General features: G+C 54.5%; 18 protein-coding genes, 3 pseudogenes and 1 riboswitch. Of the genes and pseudogenes, 11 read left to right on the top strand and 10 right to left on the bottom strand.

Annotated features, from left to right (window positions below; all coding sequences use genetic code 11):
- Nucleotides 1-536: 536 nt before the first annotated feature.
- Nucleotides 537-896, top strand: a pseudogene (locus OA238_RS22050) (Arm DNA-binding domain-containing protein); the annotation flags it as partial.
- Between the two features lie 165 nt (nt 897-1,061).
- Here the strand turns inward: OA238_RS22050 and istB are convergent.
- Both istB and istA read right to left on the bottom strand, forming a co-directional pair.
- The gene (gene istB, locus OA238_RS22045; protein WP_015494275.1) at nt 1,062-1,826 is read right to left on the bottom strand and encodes an IS21-like element helper ATPase IstB; all 765 of its coding nucleotides are present in this window, start codon (nt 1,824-1,826) and stop codon (nt 1,062-1,064) included.
- Nucleotides 1,823-3,310: an IS21 family transposase gene (gene istA / locus OA238_RS22040; RefSeq protein ID WP_044036292.1), complete on the bottom strand. Its 1,488-nt coding sequence runs from the start codon at nt 3,308-3,310 to the stop codon at nt 1,823-1,825. The genes istB and istA overlap by 4 nt, the downstream gene beginning before the upstream one ends.
- Nucleotides 3,311-3,432: 122 nt before the next feature.
- Between istA and OA238_RS34595 the strand changes: the two genes are divergently transcribed.
- The gene (locus OA238_RS34595) at nt 3,433-3,558 is read left to right on the top strand and encodes a hypothetical protein (RefSeq protein WP_275450477.1); all 126 of its coding nucleotides are present in this window, start codon (nt 3,433-3,435) and stop codon (nt 3,556-3,558) included.
- A gap of 255 nt (nt 3,559-3,813) precedes the next feature.
- Nucleotides 3,814-4,446 (top strand): annotated as a pseudogene (locus OA238_RS22035) (tyrosine-type recombinase/integrase).
- A 240-nt stretch (nt 4,447-4,686) separates the two neighbouring features.
- Here OA238_RS22035 and OA238_RS22030 read toward each other — a convergent pair.
- A complete protein-coding gene (locus OA238_RS22030; RefSeq protein WP_044037388.1) occupies nt 4,687-4,938 on the bottom strand; it encodes a putative antibiotic biosynthesis monooxygenase in 252 nt (83 codons plus the stop codon).
- The gene (locus tag OA238_RS22025; protein ID WP_015496918.1) at nt 4,938-5,708 is read right to left on the bottom strand and encodes an isochorismatase family protein; all 771 of its coding nucleotides are present in this window, start codon (nt 5,706-5,708) and stop codon (nt 4,938-4,940) included. Before OA238_RS22025 ends, OA238_RS22030 begins: the two co-directional genes overlap by 1 nt.
- 122 nt (nt 5,709-5,830) lie before the next feature.
- On the opposite strand from OA238_RS22025, the gene OA238_RS22020 reads away from it, so the two are divergent.
- Nucleotides 5,831-6,715: a LysR family transcriptional regulator gene (locus OA238_RS22020; RefSeq protein ID WP_044037386.1), complete on the top strand. Its 885-nt coding sequence runs from the start codon at nt 5,831-5,833 to the stop codon at nt 6,713-6,715.
- Nucleotides 6,716-6,728: 13 nt separating this feature from the next.
- On the opposite strand, the gene OA238_RS22015 is transcribed toward OA238_RS22020, so the two are convergent.
- The 6 genes and pseudogenes from OA238_RS22015 to OA238_RS21990 all read right to left on the bottom strand — a co-directional run bounded on the left by OA238_RS22015 (nt 6,729) and on the right by OA238_RS21990 (nt 11,078).
- On the bottom strand, nt 6,729-7,559 hold the full coding sequence (locus tag OA238_RS22015; protein WP_051076548.1) for a pirin family protein: 831 nt from the start codon (nt 7,557-7,559) through the stop codon (nt 6,729-6,731).
- Nucleotides 7,560-7,564: 5 nt separating this feature from the next.
- Nucleotides 7,565-8,206 carry a CDGSH iron-sulfur domain-containing protein gene (locus tag OA238_RS22010; protein ID WP_015496915.1) on the bottom strand — a complete coding sequence of 214 codons (642 nt, stop codon included), beginning with the start codon at nt 8,204-8,206 and terminating at the stop codon, nt 7,565-7,567.
- A gap of 93 nt (nt 8,207-8,299) precedes the next feature.
- Complete coding sequence (locus OA238_RS22005) at nt 8,300-8,710, bottom strand: DoxX family protein (RefSeq protein WP_015496914.1); 411 nt, start codon at nt 8,708-8,710, stop codon at nt 8,300-8,302.
- Between the two features lie 215 nt (nt 8,711-8,925).
- Nucleotides 8,926-9,036 (bottom strand): annotated as a pseudogene (locus OA238_RS34135) (IS6 family transposase); the annotation flags it as partial.
- Nucleotides 9,008-9,475 carry a 6,7-dimethyl-8-ribityllumazine synthase gene (locus tag OA238_RS22000; protein ID WP_015496913.1) on the bottom strand — a complete coding sequence of 156 codons (468 nt, stop codon included), beginning with the start codon at nt 9,473-9,475 and terminating at the stop codon, nt 9,008-9,010. The gene OA238_RS22000 and the pseudogene OA238_RS34135, both read right to left, overlap by 29 nt.
- Nucleotides 9,476-9,530: 55 nt before the next feature.
- A riboswitch (FMN riboswitch) is annotated at nt 9,531-9,662 on the bottom strand.
- A gap of 462 nt (nt 9,663-10,124) precedes the next feature.
- Entirely contained in the window at nt 10,125-11,078 is a 954-nt protein-coding gene (locus tag OA238_RS21990) for a sugar-binding transcriptional regulator (RefSeq protein WP_245581369.1), read from the bottom strand.
- Nucleotides 11,079-11,248: 170 nt separating this feature from the next.
- On the opposite strand from OA238_RS21990, the gene OA238_RS21985 reads away from it, so the two are divergent.
- From OA238_RS21985 to OA238_RS21955, 7 genes are all read left to right on the top strand, one after another.
- Nucleotides 11,249-12,178, top strand: a complete 930-nt coding sequence (locus OA238_RS21985; protein WP_015496910.1) for a sugar ABC transporter substrate-binding protein — start codon at nt 11,249-11,251, stop codon at nt 12,176-12,178.
- A gap of 72 nt (nt 12,179-12,250) precedes the next feature.
- Nucleotides 12,251-13,750, top strand: coding sequence for a sugar ABC transporter ATP-binding protein (locus OA238_RS21980; RefSeq protein ID WP_015496909.1), 1,500 nt, complete (start codon nt 12,251-12,253; stop codon nt 13,748-13,750).
- Nucleotides 13,747-14,730, top strand: a complete 984-nt coding sequence (locus OA238_RS21975) for an ABC transporter permease (RefSeq protein WP_015496908.1) — start codon at nt 13,747-13,749, stop codon at nt 14,728-14,730. Before OA238_RS21980 ends, OA238_RS21975 begins: the two co-directional genes overlap by 4 nt.
- Before the next feature lie 12 nt (nt 14,731-14,742).
- On the top strand, nt 14,743-15,792 hold the full coding sequence (locus OA238_RS21970; protein WP_015496907.1) for a thiamine pyrophosphate-dependent dehydrogenase E1 component subunit alpha: 1,050 nt from the start codon (nt 14,743-14,745) through the stop codon (nt 15,790-15,792).
- On the top strand, nt 15,793-16,767 hold the full coding sequence (locus tag OA238_RS21965; protein WP_015496906.1) for an alpha-ketoacid dehydrogenase subunit beta: 975 nt from the start codon (nt 15,793-15,795) through the stop codon (nt 16,765-16,767).
- The gene (locus tag OA238_RS21960) at nt 16,764-18,041 is read left to right on the top strand and encodes an alpha/beta fold hydrolase (protein ID WP_044037382.1); all 1,278 of its coding nucleotides are present in this window, start codon (nt 16,764-16,766) and stop codon (nt 18,039-18,041) included. Before OA238_RS21965 ends, OA238_RS21960 begins: the two co-directional genes overlap by 4 nt.
- Complete coding sequence (locus tag OA238_RS21955) at nt 18,038-18,370, top strand: carboxymuconolactone decarboxylase family protein (RefSeq protein ID WP_015496904.1); 333 nt, start codon at nt 18,038-18,040, stop codon at nt 18,368-18,370. Before OA238_RS21960 ends, OA238_RS21955 begins: the two co-directional genes overlap by 4 nt.
- Nucleotides 18,371-18,388 lie beyond the last annotated feature (18 nt).

Raw genomic sequence — 18,388 nt, 5'->3', positions numbered from 1 at the left:
GGGGTGGCGGGAAGGCAGTGACCGGCGGTGATGCGCCAAATGCTTGCCGGTCATTGATATTATGGAGTTTTCTGGAGTCTCACCATTTTGGGCGCAGAAGTCGTGCAGCGGCAAATAGGGTGCGCTGGAGGCATCGCATGTCATCGCGCGCTGCGTTCACAACCGATTTACAAGCTTTGGCCTTGTTTCACGGGGCTTGGCGACTAACCGTCGGCACTGAACCAACCGGCAAGGGGGTCAGACCCTTGCCGGTCATTGATTTTAAACAAGATTTACAAAAGTGCGGGCACTAAACGCACTGGGCCGTGCCAAATTGGCCGCTGCATGTGTCGCTTGACTGCTCTCGACGTGGATTTCCACTGCGCCTCGCAGCGGTGTGGTACCTCCGAGAACCAAAACTCTCCAATGATTTCAGGGACCGGCAGGTATTTGGCGCATCACCGCCGGTCACCGCCTATGTGCCGGTCAAAGGCCCATGCTTCGCTTGATAGGTCTGCGAATCTACGCATGTGTCTGTGGCAGAAGGAGAAATACATATGGTTAAACGACTGCGTTTGAACGAAAAAACTGTGAGGGACATGATCCCGGAAGAAGATCGGGATTATCAGGTGTTTGACACCGAGATCCGGGGGCTCTCCATTCGCACCTTACGCTCGGGGTCTCGGTCGTTCGTGTTGGATTACCGCTTTGCAGGACGCCAGCGCCGGATGGCAATTGGACGTTGGCCGGAGTGGAGTGCCACGGCCGCCCGCGAACGCGCGCGGGAGCTACGTCGGGAAATCGACGAGGGGCGTGATCCGCTAGGTGATCGCAGCGAACTGCGCGAAGCGCCAAGGTTCAAAGACATGATTGACCGATATCTTGCCGAGCATGTCCCACATCTGGCACCTGTCAACGGCAGAGTAAAAGTGAGCCAAAGGTCAGCGCAAAATGTTGCCACTTTGGGGTTGGGACAATCAGCGTATAGACGAGCGCCAGCATCCGGGCAGCTGCGCTTGTCATATAGCTGGCGTTTGCCCGGATGCTTTGGCCCGTCAGGGCCAATCTATGCTGATTGAGGTTCAGGTTTTGGGCGTTGCCTGACGCGCCTTACTCTGACCAAGGCGGTAGCTTTCGCCATTCATCTCTAGGATGTTGACGTGGTGGGTCAGGCGGTCGAGGAGTGCGCCTGTCAGGCGTTCTGACCCAAATGTTTCTGTCCATTCGTCGAATGGCAGGTTGCTTGTGATTAGCGTGGATCCGCGCTCGTAGCGTTGGGAGATCAATTCAAACAGCAGCTCAGCGCCGGTTTTGCTCAGTGGCACAAAGCCCAACTCGTCGATGATCAGCAGCTTGTAACCCACCATCTGCTTTTGAAGCCGTAGCAGTCTGCGTTCGTCTCTGGCCTCCATCAGCTCATGGACGAGTGCGGCGGCGGTGACAAATCCAACGGACATGCCTTTCTGGCATGCTGATAGGCCAAGGCCCAAGGCGACATGGGTCTTGCCGGTGCCCGAGGGGCCAAGCGAGATGACATTCTCACGCCGTTCGATCCATTCGCAACGCGCCAACTCCAGCACCTGCATCTTGTTCAGGGCGGGGATCGCCTTGAAATCGAAGCTGTCCAGACTTTTAACGGCTGGGAACTTTGCGGCTTTGATCCTGCGCTCGATCATCCTGCGTTCCCGGTCAATCATCTCCAGTTCGATTAGACGTGCAAGGAATTGCACATGGTCCAGTCCCTCAGCTGCGGCTTGCTTGGCCAGTTTGCTGTATTCCCGCAGAACGGTCGGCAGCCGCAGCGATTTGAGGCGGTGGTCCAGAAGGATTTGGGGAGCTTCAGTCATGCTGATTGCCCCCGCATCAAGGACATGTAACTGGCTGCAGATGTTGTGCCGACATTGGCCTTGGGCAGATAGGGATAGACATCCAGATCCAGCTTGGGTGGCCGCTGCTCGACTTGGCAAAGCACAAGATGTTTGACGGCATCAAAGCCAATTGCGCCCATGCGCAGCGCGTTTTTGATGGCGATGTGCAGGTCCCCCATCTCGAAGGTCTCCAGCAGCCGCAAGACCTGTACATACTCACGCCGCCCCGCCTTGATCATTCGGGCTTCCATCAAGCGGCGCAGGGTCGCAAATTCGTCCGGCAAGTCCCAGCCCGCCAAAGGGGCGGCTTGATCCAATGCGCCCGCCTTCTGCTCCAGCAGGGGCAAGTAGTGGATCGGGTCAAAGACCATGTCTTCGCGGTCCCAGCACCTTGGGTGGCGGGCAATGACGTCGCCACCACAGCCAATCACAACCTGATCGACATAGCCGCGTAGCCAGACGTCACGATGGCCATAGGCAACCGGAACGGAATAATCGTTGGTTTTATAGCGCACCAATGCTTGCGAGTTCACTTGGCCGCTGGCCTGATCACAGGCATCGAACGGAGATGCTGGCAGATCCATCATGGCCTCAAGATCGCGGGCCAAGCGTTGCCCGATGCTGTCGCTATGCCCGCGCAAGACATCGTTCTGGCGCTTGCGGCATTGCTCTTCCAGCCAAAGATTGAATGCCTCCCACGTGGCAAAATGAGGGATGGGCACCATGAAGTTGCGCCGGGCATATCCGACCAGACCCTCAACGGCGCCTTTATCGTTGCCCTTGCCCGGGCGACCATAACGATCCTGGATGAAGTAATGCGACAGAAACCCGCTGAACAGTTTGGTCCGCTTGCGTGAACCGTCTGGCAGGATCTTCGCAACAAGGCACCGGTCGTTGTCGTAGAGAACCGACTGCGGCACCCGCCCGAAGAAGGCAAAGGCATGGACATGGCCATCAACCCAGGCCTCGGAGACCGCTGCAGGATAAGCACGCACAAAGCATGCGTCGCTGTAGGGCAGATCCAGTGCAAAGAAATGTGCCTTCTGCTCCACACCGCCGATCACGACCATCGCTTCGCCAAAATCCGCCTGAGCGTGGCCAGGCGCATGTGCCAGTGGGACAAACATCTCTCGATGGTGGCGGCCATGTTCCCGGACATAGTTCTTGACCGTGGTTTGCCCGCCTCGAAATTGATGCTCGTCCCGCAGACGTTCAAAAATGCGCTTGGCCGTGTGGCGTTGCTTACGGTTCCGGCTGAGATCGTCTTGCAGCCATTGATCAATGAAGCCGGTAAAGCCATCAAGCTTGGGCCGCTTGATCTTCGCAGTTCGTTGATATCCGGGCGGAACCGAAAAGCTCATCATCTTCTTCACGCTCGCGCGCGATATCCCAAAATGAACGGCTGCTGCTCGTTCACTCATGCCACCTCGACGTGCGAGGCGGACCTTTCTGTAAAGTTCCACGCTGAAAATACTCCCGCCCTCCCTGAAAACAGAAAAGACTAAAGTGGCAAAGTTTTACTTTGCCTGCAGCAAGATAATCCTGCCACTTCCGTGGCTCACTTTTGCACTGCCGTTCTCACCGGATGCAAGACGAACGCATCGCGGCGTATGGCGAATATATCGCAGATGTGCGTGGCGGGGTTTTCCCGAACGATCTGCAATCGGTGACCATGGACGATGCGGTGCTGGTGCAGCTTTGGAAAGATTAGGGCGGATTGCAGCGACGGAAGCCATGCAGAGGATTGCTTTCAGGTAGGCGTCCGAATGCCATTGTATTGATTTCCCGTTTCGAGACATTCGCTGCGAGGCAGCAAATCGGTAAAGAGGGCTCTGAGCGGCCTGATGCCTACGCAGCATTGCTTAATTGCCTTCAAAATCTGAAGCGGCCGTTGCAGACAGTGTTAGGGTTCAACGTCGGCACAGTGCTGATGTATGGGTTTGGAGGGCGTCATGGAGGGCAAATCATGCCAAAAGTCCAACTTCCCGGCGTCACCCCAAAGCGCAAAACATGGAATAAAGGTCGCATCATCGGTCAGAAACGTCCGTTGTTACCGAAACAAGTTTGGGCAATCCGGACCCGTCTCGAAATCACTGGCAACCTGCGCGATGTCGCGCTGTTCAACATGGCAATCGATAGTAAATTGCGTGGCTGCGACCTGGTGCGGCTCAAAGTGACTGATCTTGTCACTGCTGACCGGGTTCGAGAGCGGGCATCAGTAATTCAGAGCAAGACAAATCGGCCTGTTCAGTTTTAACTCACGGAAAACACCCGTGAATCCATAGAGAATTGGGTATTCATGCCTGAAATGAGCGGCTGTGGCTTCATGTTTCCCAGCCGGTTACATGACCGTCCGCACATCTCAACTCGCCAATATGGGCGATTGGTGCGAGACTGGGTCACAGCAATTGGTTTAGAGCCAAGCGGATATGGTACACATTCGATGCGCCGCACGAAGGCTGCTGAGATCTACCGCAAAACGGGAAATCTGCGTGCCGTACAATTATTGCTTTGTCACACCAAGGTCGACAGTACAGTGCGTTACTTGGGCGTCGAACTTGAAGATGCGTTGAGCATCTCCGAGAAGATCGACATCTGAACACTGGGCGCGCGGCTTTAGTCGTTCGCCCACCCAGACCGGTCATGCATCAAAAACATTCCAATGGCGGCTGCGAGCTCTCTTGAGACCTTCGGCCTTTAGGGTCGACCGTCACTCACAGCCCTGAGCGGATGATCAGCCAAACTTGGGTGATCTCCAGAACCAGACTTTAGACCTGATACCGAAAACCCGTGATTTTTACCCGGTTCCGAGTCAGAAGAGATCTTGTTTACGGAAGGTTTAGCAGCCGAGCCAGTGCGCAGCTTTCTTGCTAGTCCAGGGCAGAACGTAGGTCAGCACCGTGGCCATGCACAGCACGATCAGGATGCCGCGCAGAGGTTGTGGGATGAAGCTGATCTGAGGGGCGATTATGGTGTTCAGAACCGTGACCAAGGGGTAGACTACGACAAAGGCGAGGGCGATCTGCTTGACCTTCCGCGGCGGTCGCGCCGCCGCAGAAGGGGTTGCTCCCGTGGGGTCGGGCGCGGCCATTAGCGCAGGTTGCCCTTGGCATAGGCTTCGAACACGCCCTCTTTGCCCATCGCCTCAAAGAAGGCGCCCGATGCTGGGCTCTTGTAGTCACCTAGCATCGAGGTGATAATCGACGTCACAACCATCTGGTCGATCCCCGCATTGTTCAGCAGCGTCAGACTGGTCTGTGCACCAAGTTTCGTCGTTGCTGCAGAGATATCGACTAGGGCCACCACGTTGAAGCCTTCATCTTTCGCTGATAGCGCGGGTGGCACTAGGCAAACATCCGTAGTCACGCCTCCGATTAGGAGGTTTTTCTTGCCGGGCGCTCGCACAGCATCGGCCAAAGCGGGATCGTCCCAGGCATTGATGACGCCTTGGCGCTGGATGCGGGCGGCATATTCCTCGGGCATGATGTCTTCCAGCTCAGGGAACAGCGGTCCCTGATCCTCGGTCTCTAAGCTCGAAGTTAGTACTATCGACATCCCAGCCGACTTTGCAAAGCGAGCGATGGTGAGGGTCCACATCTTCAGTTGGTTGCGTTCCTCTTCGGAAGCAAGCTCACCGGCCCAGCCGATGGTGCCGACCTGATGGTCAACAAGGAGGAGGACAGTATTTTCAGTAGTCAGGGCGCGATGGCCGATTTCAGGGCGCATTTTAGTCTCCATTGGTTGGGTTAGTGTCTGGGCTGCGGTGGGTCCGGCAAGGCCGGTCAGCGCAGTGGTGGCGGCGACGACAGCAGTGCCCGCCATAAAGCCGCGTCTGCCGAGTGTAAGTTGAGTGTCCTGCATGGTCTGGTTCTTCCTTTCATGCCGTTCAAGGCCATGACAGGAACGTAGATTGCGCCACAGATGAATGTAAGTTATCTTCTTGTCTTACAGTATGCCATTGAGGGGATAATAAGTTGGACGACATGCGCGACATCGCCCACTTTGTCGAAGTGGCCCGGACCCGAAATTTCAGTCAGGCTGCGGCCCGATTGGGCATACCCGCATCAACCCTTTCGCGGCGGATTGCCGAACTTGAGGCGGGGCTTGGCACCCAGCTTCTGGTCCGCACGACGCGACGGGTTGACCTCACCGAAGCGGGGGCCCTGTTCCTGTCACGCTGCGAGGAAATCGTGGAGGCGGCACGTGGCGCGCGGGCAGAGCTTTCCGAGTTGACCCGACGCCCGCGCGGAACCCTGCGCATCTCGGTGACACCGGATTTTGCGACGACCTTTCTGGCGCCAGTCATCGTGGAGTTTTGCGAGCGCCACCCCGAGATCGATCTTCATCTGGACCTCAATCCGCGCCGCGCCGACATAATGGCCGAGGGCGTGGATGTGGCGATCCGCATCGGTATGCCCCGCGAACCCTATCTTTATGCGCGCAAACTGATCACCGCGCGCCGCGGGCTTTATGCCAGCCCCGCATATCTGGCAGCGGCTGGGACACCCCTGACGCCTCTGGATCTGGCTGTGCATCGATGCCTCAGCGTGTCGTCCGGCGAGCCCCTGCCTTGGGTCCTGCATCGTGGCGATGAAACGGAGGAAATCTCCGTGCATGGCCCTGTGCAAGCCAATGCGCCCGGAATTGTCCTGCGGCTTGCCGCTGCCGGGCTGGGGATCGCGGCGGCAGACGAGGTGATGGCCTCGCCGTATCTTGCGCAGGGCGATCTGGTTGCCGTCCTGCCCGACTGGTCGATCAGGCCGGTTCCCATCTATGCCGTCACCGCGACAAAGGTGCATACGGTCAAGACACGCATCTTTCTGGATTTCGTGCAGAAATCTCTGAAGGTGTTCGGCGCGGCCGAGTGACCCCGTTCAAACCTTACTTCGGCAGATTGGGCCTGATCTGCCGAATGCGCGTCTGCGCAGCGGCTAGAGAGGCCGCATTGGTGTGGACCGAGCTTGGCCCCAAGACCAGCGGATAGGGATGCGGGGCAGCTGTCCCGATCAGCACTTCGGCCGGTTGATCCGTCGTTTCAACGACGATATCGCCCTTGTCGCCGAGAACCATCAGCGACGCACCTCCCGCCTCACCCTGCACATTGGCTGCACCCGAAAATACAAAGGCAAAGGCTGTGCTATGCGCCTCAGGTGGCGTGAAGGACCAGCGAGACCCGGGCGACAGGGTTACAACCAGATAGGTCATGTCCTGTTGCGACGTAATCGGGCTTGCCACGCGCCCCGCTTCTTTGCCGATCTCGCCCAGCAGCACGCGCAGGGTGCCGCCGGGAATTGGGGTCTGGGCCACGTCCGCAGGCGGGATATACTGGCCAGAGGACGGACCATCCTCGACGCCCGGTGGCATGGCGACCCAAAGCTGAAAGCCGGTCACCCGGCCCGAACCCATCAGGCTGCCCTGATGCCAGGCCCCGCCGCCTGCGTTCATCCATTCCAGTCCGCCCGCCTTCAGGATGCCGTTCTGCCCGGTGGTGTCCGAATAGCGGACATCGGTTCCGGGTTGCCAGGTCAGCGTTGCGATCCCGGAATGGGGATGCATGCCGAATCCGAAGCCGGGTTCGATCTCGGCATTGAAGAAATCGAGGAAGATGAAAGGTTTCAGCCTGTCGCCCAGATCGTCGGGGCTGATCAGGCGGTTGATCGGCCCGTGCTGATGACCACGTGCACGGGCGACGATGGGGCGTAGCTTGGTCATGGATCTCATTCTGCCTCGAAGCCAGCAGCGACATGGCTGCCGTCGCAATAGGGCTTGTTCTTCGACTGGCCGCAGCGGCAAAGCGCCGTCTTGGTCACCTTGTCGGTCGTGCGTCCAGTGCCCGAGACCACCTCCAGATTGCCGGTCACCAGCAGCGGACCATTCGGCAGAGGCTGGACGTTGAGCGGGCCATTGCGAACCTCAAGGGCGGTGAAATCCTTGGCTGCGGGCTCGCCTGTGGCGGCGAAACCTACGGCAGCGTGGGCACCGTCACAAAACGGCTTGTTCTGCGACTGGCCGCAACGGCACAGGGTGGCGCGCGGGGTGGCCTGCGCCTGACCCCGGATCGACAGGTCAGCCTCGATGGCGAGGGGGCCGTTTTCGCGCACCCGCACCGTATTGACGACCGGTGGCGCATCGGAATGGGCTGTGCCGTCATTGCTCGCGACTCGGATCGCGCCCGACGGGCAGTTCAGCGCCGTCAGCATCACCGTGTCCGCGCTTGCAGCATCAGGGTGGATCCATTCGCCCTGAACATTCGGCACATAGATCTCGGGGTGGCCAAGCACGCATCCGCGCGAGTGGATACAGCGGCTGGCGTCGAAGCGAATGGTGACATCGAGGCCTTTGACAACTTCTTCAGTCATGGGATTTCTCCTGGCTTGGGGTTTGGCTGAGGATGGGCAGAATGTGGCCCGCAAGGCGTTCGCCGGAATGCACGGCAAGGCCAGCCAGATGGATCACGAACCGGTGCGCCGCGCGTCCAGTGACAGACCACCTGCACCGGTACCGGTCACCATCAGCAAGCCCCCGGCAATGGCGACATTCTTCAGAAAGCTGGTGATTTCGGCCTGTGCGGCCATGCCTTCAAGGCCACCTGCAGGGATCAGGTGAAACAGGATACCGGACAAAAGGCTGAAACCCGCCAACAGAAACGCGGCGATCCGCGCCTGCCAGCCGACAAGAAGCGCGATACCGCAGGCGACCTCAGTCAGGATCACGACTGGAAGAAGCCCAGTTGGCACGCCCATCGCCTGCATATATTGCGCGGCACCAGCATATCCTGCGATTTTGCCCAGACCGGAAATGATGAAGATGAGGGAAAGAAGGAACCGCCCTAGGGGCGCAGCGTAGTTCAGAACAGATGGCATTTGGCCTCTCCGGTGTGTTGCCCGGATACCCGGGATCACCACGAACCTATCTGGAACTCCGGCACGCTATCCAGTGGGTTAATTGGGCGACACTATTCCAAATATAGCACAATATGGCGATGGACGGGGGCCGATCAAGCTTTTGCACATGCTGATTGTGTGGTTCTGTCACAATTTTCAGCTCACGACGGAATGACCGATAACTTTGGAAATAGCTATCCAGCGAGTGCCGCGAACTGTTGAAATGTGGATTGACCAGAGAGGTCGAATTGCCGTTTGCGTATCATGTGCGCGACTTCAATGCCTTCCAATGTGGCCGAGGCTGACCATCATGTGAACAGCTTCAGCTGCTTCTTGCCCCTTTTTTAGAAAGTGTTTTTTGAAGAAGGCTTTGTAGTCATTGGTGTCTTGAAAATTATGGGGTGTCAGCGAAACCGAAAAAACTGGCACGTCTGTATCCAGTTGAACGCGCATCAAGCCATCAACGACTGCCTGGGAGACAAAATCGTGCCGGTAAATGCCACCGTCAACGACAAACGCTGCACATACCACCGCCGAGTATCTGCCGGAACTTGCCAATCGTTTGGCGAGCAATGGCATCTCGAATGCACCTGGCACGTCATAGACATCGATCTGACTGTTCGCGTCGCCGTGCTGTTCACGAAATCCGATCAGGGATTGATCTACAATGTCTGCATGCCACTGGGCTTTAATAAATGCGATGTTCTTTTTTTGGGTCATGGGACCAATCCTTTGTAACTGCATAACTGGTCCCAAAGCGCAGCCGCTGGCGAAGCGTACGCCTAAGCGCAGCTCCTCCAGTGGTTCTCTTCCATCCGGACTTTAACCGTCGGCTTCGGATTTTCACCGAATCTGCTGACCCCAGAAAACTTCTAGGCGCTCGCGGGCTATAACCGCCGGTGGGGAATTCCACCCCGCCCTGAGAACGAAAGACGTCTGAGCTCCATGATGCCAACATGCAAGCAGAATGCGAAATCTGCGACAATCCGTCAGCGCATTTGATAAAAAGTTCAGGCTCCAGCGTTGATTTGGATCGTCCACTGCCCGGCAGTCGTTTGCTTGCAAGCCATGAGAGGAGGCAGCACCATCGGCTTCCTCGTGCCCAAAGCACACTTCCTGCCGCCTCTGCGTCGCACTTCTAGCATCTCTTCGGCATAAACGCGCCTCAGATTCTGGTGATTCACCTGAAAGCCTTCCCGAGCAACCATCACATGAATGCACAAGTATCCAAACCGCAGCCGTTCTCTTGTAACCTGTTTGATCGCATCACGCAGGTCAGCATCATGATCACGGCGCGACAAATACCGCACTGATGCCCGATTTAGAGAGCGCAAATTCGAAAGAATTATTGCTAGAAAGCTGACTTTGTTTTGCAGTGTTGGAATTCTTAGTTCTACTTCCTTTTTTGAATTGATTGGTAAAGATGAACTGCACTGTCACCATCTATGATGAGACCTTTAATTGCACCGCTTCTCAGAATTGCCTGGGTAGCACTAAGTTTCCTGCGGCCAGCGGAGAGCGCGACAGTTTTTGTTCTCGCAAGGAGTGTCAATCCAATAGCGACTGAACGGCGATTGAGGTCATGATCAACGGCTTTACCGTTCTGATCAAAGAAGATGCCATTGGTATCGCCGACGGCACCTAAGTCGCGTAGGGATGCGATCTCTTCTTCGCTTATCATCTTTTGAGTTCTCAAGAGTGAGGTCTCTGTCAGTTCGCCAACAGAGACAAATGCGAGGTCAGCCCGTTTAGCGAGCTCCATCGTCTCCAAGACCACCCTTTGAGAAAGAAACACATCTCGGTCGCTTTCGCTATCGGCGATGAAAGGTGCCGGCAAAAAATACCCCTCTGCACCAGTTGCTTGGGCAATGGCATGAACAACTTCGAATGGGCTGAACGAAGAGTTGCTGGACAGCGACCCCATCAAGCTGAAAAATTTCGCTTTTGGGGCTGAAACGCCTGACAGACTTCGGCTGACGTGCGCCAGTGTTCGGCCCCATCCAGTCCCTATGATCATCTCTGGGTTTGATGAAAGGCGGTCGCGAAGATACTGTCCTGCTGCGGCGCCAACCATACTGAAGGCGATTCGAGCTTCGGCGTCAGCATCAACGTCCGACAAACCGATCTTTGGGGTGGTAAGGCAGAACTCAAGCCCGAACTCGGCTCGAATTACCTCTTCTTCGGCTAAAAGGCCAACATCGCGTTCATTGATCGCAATGGTGACCAAGCCGGTATCTCGAGCTTGGGAGAGCAGTTTGTTTACGCGTGCTCGAGTCAAACCCATATGTTTAGAGGTGGCCTCCTGGTTGAGGCCACCAACGTAGTAGAGCCAAGCGGCTCGGGTCATTAGTTGGTTATCCGACATAATATTCATAACAGATATAATATCTGTTTGGTCCTGCAGCGCAACCTATTGTAACGTACTAATGTATTGGCTCTGGACATATGTAATTTGTTGTGATTAAAATCTCCACAATCCTTGGGAGGAACGAGGATAAAAACGACTGGGAGGTCACTATGAACAAACATACATTTGCGGTTATTGCCGCAGCGCTGACAATTGGCGCACCAGCTCTTGCTCAAGATATTGCTTGGGTTCAATCCAGCGCTGCGTCTCAATCAGAACAGCGTGTAAAAGCTGGCTTTGAGGCTTGGCTTGCTGAGAGCGGAAGTGACTGGAATATCAGTTATCTCGATTCTCAGGGATCGGGTGATGCGATTGCATCCAACATTCAAAACGCAACTGCGCGGGGCGTTGACGCGATTGTGGTGACGATGGCTGATCTTCGTGCATCTACAGCTGCGATTTCTGAAGCGGCCGCTGCCGGAATTCCAATTTTCTCAGTTGATTCGGGCTACGTTGAGGGCGCGTTGGTTGATATCACAACCAACAATTGGGCAATGTCGGCAAGCGTTTCACCTTACCTTCTTGACCAGCTCGGTGGTCAAGGTGACATCATTTTCCTGCGTATGGCATCACACCACGGTACGCGGAAGCGTAGTGATGTGATGGAAGATGTCCTAAGAGAATATGGCGACATTAATGTACTTGCAATGCATGACATCGATATCACGGCCTTCTTTGAGGATACAACCAACCAGATGCAGGACTATGTTGCGCGCTTTGGCGACGACATTGACGCGGTTTGGGCGCCTTGGGATGAGCCAGCGCAAGCAGCAATCAATGTCATGACAGCCGCAGGTCTGACCGACGTTAAGGTCATCGGCATCGATGGGCACCCACAAGCTATTGCTGAAGTCTGCATGGAAGGCAGCATGATGATCGCGACTGTGTCGCAGCCGTTTGAAGGCATGGGCGTGCAAGTTGCAGGTTGGATTTCGGACATAGTCGTTGATGGCAAGGATGCCGCGTCAGTTATTCCGTCCGATACTGTCTACATGGATGCTCCGCTAGTTACCAAAGAAAACTGCGCGGACTTTATGTAGTTCTCCAAGTGGGCGGCATTAGTAGTGCCGCCCACACCTTTCAAGCATCTTAAGTAAATGGAGTCTGGCCTAATGAGTGTAGTGCTCTGCGACATCGTTATGGATTTTCCAGGCACACGTGCAATTGATTGTGTTTCGTGTGAAATTCGTCTGGATGAGGTCCACGGACTGATTGGTGAAAACGGCGCCGGTAAATCGACGTTGATGAGTATTCTGGCTGGTGTTCAAACGCCATCATCAGGTGTAGTGGAGCTCGACGGAAAACCTTTGGAACTAAAGTCGTCTGGTGACGCACTTTCGGAAGGTATTGCGCTTGTCAGTCAAGAGGGCAGTCTTGTGCAATCTCTGTCTGGTGCAGATAATATTTTACTTGGCGACGAGCCGCGGCGCTTTGGCTATTTGCGCCAAACGATGCTGAATAGTCGTGCAACAGAACTTATGGCTGAGTGGTTTCCTGACGTAGAAATTGATCTGAGTATTCCTGTTCAGATGTTGGATATTGCCGACCAAAAGGTCATCGAGATTGTGAGAGCGCTGAGGCGGGATGTGCGCTTGGTGATTCTGGATGAGCCAACGGCCACGCTTCAGGCGCGGGAGAAAGAACAGCTATGGAAGATTATCCGACGCTTGCCGGAGAGAGGCGTCGGTGTCGTTCTCATTAGCCATTTTCTATCGGAAGTTAAGGAATTATCTGACCGGATCACCATTCTAAGAGATGGTCGCAAAGTGGCTACGCGAGTAGCTGCGGAAATTGATATCTCGGACATGATAAATATGATGCTTCAACGCGGCATGACTGGCGACAATGAACAGCGAGCCAATTTTCCTGATGTTGCCGCGCCTGTACTTTCCGTATCTGACTGGCGGGTGGGGGCGGTGTCAGTAGATGACTTCTCGATCTGCCCGGGTGAAGTGGTGGGTCTTATAGGTCTTACCGGAGCAGGGCACTTTGGTTTTGCAAGGTCGCTCTTTAGCGGATCAGGTCTAACTTCTGGAAATCTAAACCTTGCTGGAAAGAAGATCACTAAACCGACGCCTCGGGTAATGAATAATTCGGGAATGGGCTTTGTTCCTGACAACCGAATGGAAAATGCTCTGTTAGCCGAAGGCACAATCCGTGAAAACTTATCGCTTGTCCACCCAGAAGCCGGGCTGCGCGCGGGCCTTCTGAGCCCAACAAAAGAAAGAGCGGAGTCTCGAAGAGTAATTGGTGAATTGAGCATTCGAGCAAATAGCACGGGGCAGACGATAAAAACACTATCGGGGGGCAATAAGCAAAAGGTTAGCCTTGGAAAGTGGCTTTATGGAGCGGCAGACCGGTACCGGTTACTAATTTTCATCGAACCCACAGAAGGCGTTGATATCGGGGCTAAGCAAGAAATCTATAAACATATTCGAGGTCTAGCAGAGAGTGGTGTAGCGGTCATTGTTGCGTCGTCGGACCTCTTAGAAATTGAGAAAATAACACATAAAGTTGTACCCTTTTCTGGCGGAATTCCAGGAAAAGAAATCCAATCAAATGACTATTCGGAGGCGCGATTTATTGCGGCGATGACAGGGGAAACAGTATGACAATTGAGACAACGGCAGCACTGGCAGCACCAAAACCGAAACTGAAAAGTGATTGGCTATTGCGATACTCAACGCTGATCGTTTTAGGGGTGATGTTTCTTGGATTTGCACTCTTCGTGGATCGGTTTTTCACCGTTTTCAACTTGGCGAATATTATGCAACAGATTTCCATATTGGGGATCGTTGGCGCAGGGCTAACTTTCGGTTTTGCGGCCAAGGAAATCGATTTGTCTGTCGGTTTCACCCTGGGCTTAGCGGGATTATTGACGCCACTATTGTTGGTCAACGATTACGGTTTGCTCGTTGCTTTCACAGCATCAATCAGTGCTGGACTATTGGTTGGTTTGGTCAATGGGCTTCTTGTCACAAAAGTAGGCATACCGTCGCTGATCGCCACGCTTGCGATGGGTTCGATCTTGTACGGCGTCAACTTTCTGATCACTGGGGGCCGTGCAATTTACGGCGGGCTGCCAGACGCCTATTTGTGGTTGGGGCAAGGTCGTATTGGGGGTTTTCCAGTTCTCGCATTTTTCATGTTGGGCGCCGTTGGGATCGCATGGGTTGCCATGGAGCGGACGGTATTTGGCAGGTATATTTATGCCGTTGGTGGCAATCAGAAAGCTGCAGAACTTTCAGGCATCAAAGTAGATTTCTACAGAATTGCATCCTTGGTGCTTGTCGCAGTCTTTGCGGCAGTTGCTGGAATCTTGCTCGCATCGCGCCTCGGCTCTGGTCAACCAAATGTGGGTGAACGATTTCTTCTCGATGGACTGGCCACAGTCTTTATTGGAATGACGATGTTTCGGCCAGGAACCGCAACCATCCTCGGAACCTTTTGTGGAGCCCTCTTTATTGGGGTCATCAACAATGGTTTGAATTTGATGGGCATGGATACGTTTATCCAATCCATGGTCAAGGGCGTCATCATTCTGGTTGCTGTCGCCGTGGTTTCACGAACAACAAAATTAAGCATTCTTTAAGGAGTCAAGCACATGACGCAAATGACTAAAACCGAGGGCTCTAACAAGAGCAATTCCGATCTTCTCAGCCATTATACCCAAATGCGCCGCGTGCGGACTTTTGAGGACCGCGTTGGAGAGCTTTATCTACGTGGCGCGAGCGCGGGTTCAATGTTGCACCTTTCCATTGGTGAGGAAAGCGCGGCAGTTGGCGTTTGTTCAGCGATGCGCGACGGTGACACGTTTACGACCCACCACCGAGGACATGGAATTTTCTTGGCTCGTGGTGCTGATCCAAACCGGATGATGTCGGAAATCGGAGGCAAGGAAACAGGGTATTGCCGCGGTAAAGGCGGGTCAATGCACATCGCTGACATGAGCTTGGGCCACCTTGGAGCGAACGCGATTGTTGGTGGAGGTATCCCTGCTATTGTAGGAGCAGCACTTGTTGCCAAACACCGCAAGACTGGGGCTGTATCAATTGCCTTTTTTGGCGATGGTGCCATGCAGCAAGGCGTCCTCTACGAGTCAATGAATATGGCAGCGCTTTGGGATCTGCCGGCGATCTTTGTTTGTATTAATAATCAGTGGGGCATGGGTACACGGATCGATCAGGCAACTAAATCGACCAAACTTCACGAAAGGGCGCGGGCATTTGGGTTAAATGCTGAAACGGTTGATGGGCGCGACGTCCTTGACGTTGTTGAGGCTGCAAACCGGATCGTAGACGGTGCGCGTGCAGGAACACCTGGTTTCCTGGCAATTGATTGTTATCGTTTCTATGGTCATGGCCGCAAAGACAAAAGTCCTTACCGTAGTGATGAAGAGGAAGCGGAGGGCCGAGCTAAGGATCCTGTCGAATTTTCACGTAGGATGCTTATAAAGAATGGCGTGAACGTGGAAGAGTTGGATGCTGTGGACGCAAAAATTGATGCTGAAATGGACGCAACAATCGAATTCACCATCAAATCTGAAGAGCCTGCGCTGAACACGATGTTTCGCGATGTTTTCGCCCCGGGTCAACCCGAACCAGAACCCGTAACCACACGCATCGATCGCGTGCTCTCGAAGGAGCAATACTAAATGCCTAAACTTGCTTACCGGGACGCTTTGAAGCAGGCGTTGATCGATTCAATGCGTGAGGATCCAGACATCTTTGTTATCGGCGAAGAGGTCGGACGTTATGGTGGGGCCTACGGCGTCACCAAAGGAATGATTGAGGAGTTTGGTGCTGAGCGCCTCATAGACACTCCGATTTCGGAGCCTTCGATTGTTGGTACTGCGGTCGGTGCGGCGATGGCGGGTATGCGCCCTGTTGCCGAATTAATGTATGTTGATTTCATTGGAATGACTATGGACCAACTTTGCAACCAAGCGGCCAAAATCCGCTACATGTTCGGAGGGCAGATTGGAGTTCCGATGGTACTGCGTACCCAAGGCGGTACGGGACGTTCAGCGGGGGCACAGCATAGTCAGTCGCTTGAAGCATACGTTATGCACACACCTGGACTTCGTCTTGCAATGCCAGCAACAGTTTACGACGCATACCATTTATTGCGCCAAGCTCTAACCCAGCCGGATCCAGTTGTATTTATCGAACACAAGAGCCTTTACGCGATGACTGAGGACGTGGATCTCACATTGCCACCGCCGGAATGGGGTAAGGCTGTTGTGCGTCGTCAGGGAAAGGACTTGGTAATCGTCACTTACTCTCGTCAGGTGCACTATGTGATGCAGGCGGCAGAAGAGCTATCTAAGGTTGGTATTGAAGTGACTGTGATCGATCTGCGCACACTCAACCCTCTAGATTTTGACACCATACGAGCGGAAGTCGAAAAGGTTGGTAAGGCCATGGTCGTCTCAGAAGGTGTAATGACATCCGGTGTTGCTGCTGAGCTGTCTGCACGGATCACCGAGGAATGCTTTGACTTCCTGGAAGAACCCGTGATCCGTGTCGCCGGCGAGGATATCCCAATTTCGGTATCCATTGAACTTGAGAAAAACTCTGTTCCGACTACAAAATTTGTGGTCGAAACTGCGCGGAAACTTCTGGCATGAGTGGTGTCTTAAGAATGCCACGCATGGGTGAAACCATGGAAGAGGGCAAACTTTTGGCGTGGCTCGTAGAGCCTGGTCAGCCTTTCAAACGTGGAGATCCATTGCTCGAAGTGGAAACTGACAAAACCGTAGTTGAGTTTCCAGCTCTTGGAGACGGCATATTGGTGGATGCGCTGGTTGAATTGGGGGTCATGGTCGATGTGGGCGCACCGATTGCGCAGATCGATGTTGGCGATGGTCCTGACTGGACCGGCGGCGACGATGATGAGGCTGAGGAAGAGAAAGAGGTTGAAGCTACCAAGGTGACAGATAACGCTGAATCGGAAGTGGTTTTAGCCCTAACTGAGACCGCCCCAGTCAAGCGCATGGACGGTGAAAAGGTTCGAGCCACGCCTCTTGCCCGCCGTGCTGCTCGTAAAGCTGAAATTGAACTTGGTCGTATCGTGGGTACAGGACGACGGGGGCGCATTGAACATCGCGACGTGATTGCGGCAACTCGATTAACACCAATCGGGCTGCAATCCGGGCATGGCATCGCTTGGCTGGAAAAGGGCCTTGTATCTGGCACACCTATTGTTCTTTTGCATGGGTTTGCAGCCGATCATAGTGCTTGGTCTGGTCTTCAGTCGCAGCTGGCGCGTGCTGGCCACCGAACTTTCGCCGTCGACTTGCCTGCGCATGGCGCAGCCGCTTCACAAACGAGTGTTTCAGCTGAACTCTGTGACCCACTCATTCGAATGGTTGAAAATACTATTGGTTGGAAACCAATCCATATTGTCGCGCATTCTATGGGGGCTATAGCTGCAGTGAAGCTCGCGATGGCGCGCCCAACGGCGTCAATCACATTGATCGCGCCTGTTGGCGTTGGACCTACCATTGACGCAAATTTCCTCCATGAATTGTCCAATCCGCGTAGCGTGGAGACAGTGGCTCGGACGCTTGACCGCATGACACATGGACCGAACGGTCTTTCCGATGCAGCACATGAAGCGATCTTCAAGACGCTTAAGGAGGGTCGACTGTCCGGTCTTGCGCGATCGCTCGCGGGTGCGAGTGGACAAGGAGCCGACATTCGCAAAGAACTTGCTGATCTTGCTAAGGAAGTTCCTGTGTCAATGCTTCTGGGTCACCGCGACCAAATTGTGCGCTGGTCTGAGGCTCTTGATATTTCTCCTTTAATTAACATCCACCACTTCGCCAATGTGGGTCACATGCCCCATTGGGAGGCATTGCCTGAGGTCTTGGCAATTATTGAACGGAAATTTCAAACATGATCGATGCCAAAGAAAAGCTGAATGCTGCAAAGGGCCGCCTCGGTGCGCTTGCCAAGGAAACGCCAGATCTCTTCGAGGGGTTCATCAAAATTTCCAAAACTGCAACGCGTGAAGGTCAGTTCACCGCCGCGCAAAAAGAGCTGGTCGCGACAGCCGTCGCTGTCACTCAGGGCTGCGACGACTGTATTCTCTATCATGTCGACGCCGCAAAACGGCTTGGAGCGGATGAAGCCATTTTGATAGAGGCGCTTGAAGTCGCGGTGGAGATGGGCGGTGGCCCGGCAGTGATGTATGCTGGCAAGGCATTGGATGCATTTCGCAACCTATAAAAGTGCCAACTGGTTCGG

It is taken from the genome of Octadecabacter arcticus 238 (genome assembly GCF_000155735.2).
In the GTDB taxonomy this organism is placed as follows: Bacteria; Pseudomonadota; Alphaproteobacteria; order Rhodobacterales; family Rhodobacteraceae; genus Octadecabacter; species Octadecabacter arcticus.
Note: the sequence above shows the minus strand (reverse complement) of the source record. Positions and strands in the feature narration are given on the sequence as shown.